Origin of the sequence: Microbacterium sp. (assembly GCF_011620715.1) — a bacterium.
Lineage (GTDB): Bacteria > Actinomycetota > Actinomycetes > Actinomycetales > Microbacteriaceae > Microbacterium.
Genome location: NZ_WOYP01000112.1, coordinates 1 through 5,048 on the forward strand (window position 1 = coordinate 1; position 5,048 = coordinate 5,048).

Annotated in this window: 3 protein-coding genes and 1 tRNA gene; all 4 read left to right on the plus strand. The window is 71.1% G+C overall.

Annotated elements, in window-relative coordinates; genetic code table 11:
* Positions 1–382 precede the first annotated feature (382 nt).
* Positions 383–1,351: a MoxR family ATPase gene (locus tag QZV84_RS10725; protein ID WP_292829296.1), complete on the plus strand. Its 969-nt coding sequence runs from the start codon at positions 383–385 to the stop codon at positions 1,349–1,351.
* Positions 1,352–1,358: 7 nt separating this feature from the next.
* Positions 1,359–2,606 carry a DUF58 domain-containing protein gene (locus QZV84_RS10730; RefSeq protein ID WP_292829292.1) on the plus strand — a complete coding sequence of 416 codons (1,248 nt, stop codon included), beginning with the start codon at positions 1,359–1,361 and terminating at the stop codon, positions 2,604–2,606.
* Entirely contained in the window at positions 2,593–4,863 is a 2,271-nt protein-coding gene (locus QZV84_RS10735; RefSeq protein ID WP_292829294.1) for a DUF3488 and transglutaminase-like domain-containing protein, read from the plus strand. The genes QZV84_RS10730 and QZV84_RS10735 overlap by 14 nt, the downstream gene beginning before the upstream one ends.
* Positions 4,864–4,960: 97 nt before the next feature.
* Positions 4,961–5,045: transfer RNA gene (locus tag QZV84_RS10740), tRNA-Ser, on the plus strand.
* Positions 5,046–5,048: the final 3 nt, after the last annotated feature.

Consider the following 5,048-nt stretch of genomic DNA (forward strand, 5'->3'; position numbering starts at 1 on the left):
AGCCTGGTTACCCTTGCTACGTTTCCGTCCTGGGGGAGTTGGCCTGGATGCCGCCTCGCGGAGAGCTGAGACAAGTCTAACCCGTCGCCTCTCGCCGGTCGCCGCGCCTGCCGTCGACCTTCACGCGATGAGCGTGATGCGGGACCGCCGCGCCGAGTCGCTCATGGGCGTCATCCTCCTCCTGAATCGGCTGATTCGACAGCGGCATCGGTTCCGCGGCGCGGCGTGGGCCGCCCGATCGACAGCGATCTCCCAGACCCACCGCGCGCACACGCGCGTTACGATCGGCAGGTGGGCGAGGACACCCGCAGACGCCGATCGAGAAGGGGCGGTCTTGGCTGAAACGGCGACGACGGATGCCGCGACCGGCGCAGCCGCAGAGCTGACTGCCGAGGGTTTCGCCCGCGTCACCGACAGCATTCTGGCCTCGATCGGGCGCGTGATCGACGGCAAGCCCGATGCCGTCCGCGCCGCGCTGGTGTGCCTGCTCGCCGAGGGCCATCTGCTCATCGAGGACGTTCCCGGCGTCGGCAAGACCATGCTGGCGCGGGCGATGGCGGCATCCGTCGACGCCACGGTCCGCCGCATCCAGTTCACCCCCGATCTGCTGCCGGGTGATGTCACCGGAGTGAGCGTGTTCAACCCGGTCGATCGGGAGTTCGAGTTCAAGCCCGGCGCCATCTTCGCCCACATCGTGATCGCCGACGAGATCAACCGATCGTCGCCGAAGACCCAGTCGGCACTGCTGGAGGCGATGGAAGAGGGCCAGGTCACCGTCGACGGCCGCACGCACCTCCTTCCCGAGCCGTTCCTGGTCGTCGCGACGCAGAATCCGCTCGAGATGGAAGGCACCTACGCCCTGCCCGAGGCGCAGCGCGACCGCTTCATGATGCGCATCTCGATGGGCTACCCCGACCCGCGCAGCGAAGCCCTGATGCTGCGTCAGCGCGACACCGTCAACCCGCTGGACGCGATCGCCCCGGTGGCCACCTCGGCCAAGATCGCACAGCTGATCGCGTGGGCCCGCGCCGTGCACGTCGCCCCGGCGATCGAGGACTACGCCGTCGCCCTCGCCGGCGCGACCCGCACACACGCCGAGCTGCGCCTCGGCGCGAGTCCGCGCGCGACGCTCCAGCTCGTGCGTGCCGCCAAGGTCTGGGCGGCGTTGGACGGCCGGGGCTTCGTGATCCCGGACGACATCACCGCGCTGCTCATCCCGGTGTTCTCGCACCGGCTGATCCCCACGCGGTCGGCGGGCGGCGCACGCGCCCGCACCACCGCCGACGCGATCGCGTCGATCCTGGAACGCATCGCCGCCGGCGTGCGCGTTCCCATCGCCGCCCACCGGTGAGGTCTCGATGAGACGCCTCTGGCCGCTGACCCCGCGTGGAACGGGCGCTGTCGCACTGGCCGTGGCGTGCTTCACCATCGCCAATGAGGTCGGCATCGTCGAACTGATGTACTTCGGCATCCTGCTGATCGCGGTGCTCCTGGCCAGCATCGCCTCCCTGTATCTGACGCGCCACTCCGACACGGTCACCCGATCGCTCTCGCCGGACGTCGCGACGGTCGGCCGCGACGCGCTGGTCACGGTGCACGTCGGCGTGCGCACGGCACTGCCGACCGCCTCCGGGACATGGCGCGACACTGTGCCGAAGGGCCTCTCCGCCCGGGCGGACGGCGTTTTCCCCGCGCTCGGCTCGGGACTTCGCGGAGCCGAGCGGGTGGTCCACCTCTCGTATGCGGTCACGGGCGTGCGGCGCGGCATCCACCCGATCGGGCCCCTGCAGGTGACCTCGACCGACCCGTTCGGCCTGGCCCGGCGCACGACGGTGTTCGGCGAACGCACCCCGGTCACCGTCGCCCCCGCTGTGATCGATCTGCCCGCGCTGAGCAGCTTCGCCGGTGAGGCAGGCGGCACCCTGCACACGACGAACAGCCAGCTGGGCCAGGGCGCCGACAACCTGATCGCGAGGCCGTACGCGCCCGGCGACTCGATGCGCCGCATCCACTGGCGCGCCACGGCACACCGGGACGAGCTGATGGTGCGACAGGAGGAGCAGGAGTCCACTCCCGAGGCGACGGTCGTGATGGACCGCGGAGTGCTCAGGTTCTCGCCCGAGGCCATGCAGGCACCCGGCGCCGATCCGGGCTTCGAAGCCGCGGTCTCGGCCTGCGTCTCCGTCGTCGTGCGCCTGGTGCACGACGGGTACGCCGTCGAAGTCATCGATTCGGACGGCGCTGTGCTGGCGGAGCGCATCGACGGCGGCGACATGACCGAGGTCGAGGGCCTGGTCACCCGGTTCGCCGGCCTCACCGCCCGCCGCGACGATCACCTCGGCAAGCTCGTGCGGGTGTTCGCGGGCGTGATGACCGGGCCCGTCGTGCTGATCGTCGGCAGGTTCGATCCCGCGGATGCCGACACCATCGCGCCGGTCGCCCACCACAGCACCCTGGCCATGCTGCTGGCCGTCGCCCCGGTCGGCGATTCGCTCGAGCGCGCCGCCGATCGCGGGTGGCACGCCGCCGCCGTCGATCCCGAGGGCGACCTCGCCGCCGCCTGGTCGAACGCGGCCGAGCGGGGGGTGAGCCATGCCCTCCGATGATCGGGAGGCCGGACGCGGCACCGACCTGACCCTCACGATCGGCGTCCTCATGGCGGTGTTCGCCTCGCTGCTGCCCCTCATGCGGGTCGTGCGGCCCAGCAGCTGGCTGCTCGGAGCGATCGTGCTCGCGGTCGTAGTACTCGCGGCCGGTTTCATCGCCCGGCGCTACCGCCTGCCGGCCATCGCCGTGAGTCTGATCGAGGCATCCGTCTGGGTCGTTTTCATGATGCTCGTGTTCCTGCGCGATACGGCGCTGCTCTGGGTGGTCCCGACCCCCGAGACGATCCGCGCGCTGCCTGGCCTGCTGAAGCTGGCCGGCGAGGAGATCGCCCTGGGAGCCGCTCCGCTCGATGCCAGCCTGGCGCTGTCGCTGCTGATCGTCGGCGGGACCGGGCTGCTCACGATCGTCGTGGACCACGTCGTGCTCACCGCACGGATGCCGCTCCTGGCCGCCATCGGACTCATCGCGGTCTCACTCGTCCCCTCGATCGCGGTGCCCGGCGAGGTCGACATCATGGCGTTCGTACTGCTGGCGGCCGCGATCCTCTTCCTGATGCGCACCGAGACGCGCTCCCGCGAGGAGCCTCTCGATCGCGAGGCGACGCGCAGCGCCGGAGTGCCGGCGACGGCGCTGGGCATCGGCGCCGTCGCGGTGGTGGTCGCGCTGGTGGCCGTCCCGCTCCTCCCCCAGCCCGTGGCCCGCGCCGGGTCGGAAACCCTGAGCAACGGGCCGGGCATCGATGCGACCCTGCAGCTGGGCGACGATCTGCGCCGGCCGAGTGAGGTGGAGGTGATGCTGGTACGCAGCAGTGCGCCGGCGGCGCCGTATCTGCGTGCCACGACGCTCTCTCAGCTCGAGGGCAGCGTGTGGGAACCCGACAGGGTGCGCACCGTGCCTCTCGAGAGCGAGGCGTCGCTGGGCGCTGTCGACGTCGCCGAGGAGATCCGGGTGGCCGAGTACGCGACCACCGTGGAGGTCACGAACCTCGCCTCGCCGTGGCTGCCCGTCGCCTACCCGGCGGTCGCGGTCAGCGGGCTGCAGGGTCGATGGTCGGCCGCCCCGTACAACCGCACCGTCCTCAGCCAGGCGGCCTCCACGCAGGGCCAGCACTACCAGGTCGTCACCAACGTGCCCCGACCGACGCTCGACCAGATCCGCGCGCTGGCCGCGGGCGGCCCCGACCAGCGCGACGGCACGACCGCGCTGCCGCCGGAGATCTCGCCCGTCATCGGCGAGCTCGCCGCCGAGATCACCGCCGGGACCACGAACGACTACGACGCCCTCGTCGCGCTGCAGGCCTGGTTCCGCGGCCCTGACTTCACCTACTCTCTCGACGCACCGGTCGAGGAGGGGTTCGACGGCTCGGGTACGGATGCGGTGGCCAGATTCCTCGAGGTGCGCGAGGGCTACTGCATCCACTTCGCGTCCGCGTTCGCGCTGATGGCTCGCACGCTCGGAATGCCGAGCCGCATCGTGGTCGGCTACCTGCCGGGCGCCGCGACCAGCGATGCCATCGACCGCGAGACCGTCTACTCGGTCTCGAGCAGCCAACTGCACGCGTGGCCGGAAGTGCTCTTCGCGGGGATCGGATGGGTGCCGTTCGAGCCGACGAACAGCCTCGGCGTGCCGACGAGCTTCGCGCCTGCAGGGTCTGCTCCCGGCGACGCAGACGATCCATCGGCCGCGACCCCCGCTCCGAGTTCGTCGGCGGCGCTCGACTCGGGGCCCGAGCCCGACGACCAGGCAGCGGATGAGAACGGCGAGGCGGGCTCGACCGTGACCACCGTGAACCCGCTGCCTGCCGTGACCGTGATTCTCGGCATCCTGCTCGCACTTGCGGTCCCGGCCTTGTTCCGCGAGCTCCGCCGTCGCCAGATGCTCACCTCCGCGCGCAGCGGAGACGCCGCCGCGGCATGGCTCGCGGTGCAGGACGCGGCGATCGACCTGGGCATCGACGTGCCTGCCAGCGAGACACCGCGCAGGCTCGGCACCCGATTGGTCGAGCGGCACGGCGCCCCTGTGGCCGAGATGAGTCTTCTGATCGGCGCGATCGAGCGGGCCAGCTACGCCCCCGGCGGCAAGCACGCCTTCTGGCAGGGCGATGCGATCGCGGATGCCGCCACCACGGTGCGCGCTGCAATGCTGGCGGCGGTCGACACTCCTCGCCGACTGCTCGCGATCTTCGTGCCGCGCTCGCTCATCGTGCGGCCGGGAAGCGTCTACGCCGGCTCCGGAGCGAACACGCGCAAACCGTAGCGGTCGTCGCCGACCTGGCTGCGTCACCGATCTGACACAGCTGGACTCGGGCGCGCAGGCGCGCACGGTAGGATGGTCGGCGGCCCGCGAGGGCCACGGAGGATTCGCCTAGTGGCCTATGGCGCACGCTTGGAAAGCGTGTTGAGTGAAAGCTCTCAGGGGTTCGAATCCCCTATCCTCCGCTC

Coding starts and splice junctions, on each gene's coding strand:
- QZV84_RS10730 (WP_292829292.1), top strand. CDS start 1,359: ATGAGACGCCTCTGGCCGCTGACCCCGCGTGGAACGGGCGCTGTCGCA.
- QZV84_RS10735 (WP_292829294.1), top strand. CDS start 2,593: ATGCCCTCCGATGATCGGGAGGCCGGACGCGGCACCGACCTGACCCTC.